Annotated in this window: 1 protein-coding gene and 1 pseudogene; both read left to right on the forward strand. The window is 45.8% G+C overall.

Annotation, left to right across the window (positions count from 1 at the left end; genetic code table 11):
* Positions 1-311: pseudogene (locus tag OU793_RS24880) on the forward strand (hypothetical protein); the annotation flags it as partial.
* Positions 311-526, forward strand: a 216-nt coding sequence (locus OU793_RS24885) for a hypothetical protein (RefSeq protein ID WP_274647946.1), incomplete at its 3' end; no start/stop codon positions are given. The pseudogene OU793_RS24880 and the gene OU793_RS24885, both read left to right, overlap by 1 nt.

The raw sequence follows: 526 nt of genomic DNA on the forward strand, positions 1-526 counted from the left end.
GCGCCTTTGAAACTGGCATACGGTTCCGCTTCACAGGTAAAGACGATAACGACTATACGTTAAAGCCCATGGCACGCATCGGCAGCGCAAAAGCCGTTCCATACTCCGTTTCCTGCAACAAATGCACCCCAGGAGCGCTACTTGTTGAAGATGGTCTTCTTCAACACCCTGAATCTTGGATAAAAATCGAAGAAACCGGAAAAAGCGTCTCTTTTGACTTAAATATTTCTTACAAAGACGTAAAAGCAGAGGACGTGGTTGAGGGAACTTATCGCGACTCGTTCACACTCATGCTAGAGGTAATTTTATAATGCCCCCAAAACTAACACTGTCTATCATCACCACATTGTTGAGTACCGCAGTTTATTCTCAACCCCAAGATACGGGGACCTTTTATGCTGGCGGCAATATCGGTGCGAGTGTCATTGATACTGATTCTATTTATCTTGATGGCGACGACCACCCAACAAGTGCCACTGGGGGACTGGTTCTTGGTGTGAACATTACTCCTTACTTGGCTCTTGAA

This window comes from Vibrio sp. VP6, assembly GCF_028823755.1.
Classification (GTDB): Bacteria; Pseudomonadota; Gammaproteobacteria; order Enterobacterales; family Vibrionaceae; genus Vibrio; species Vibrio parahaemolyticus.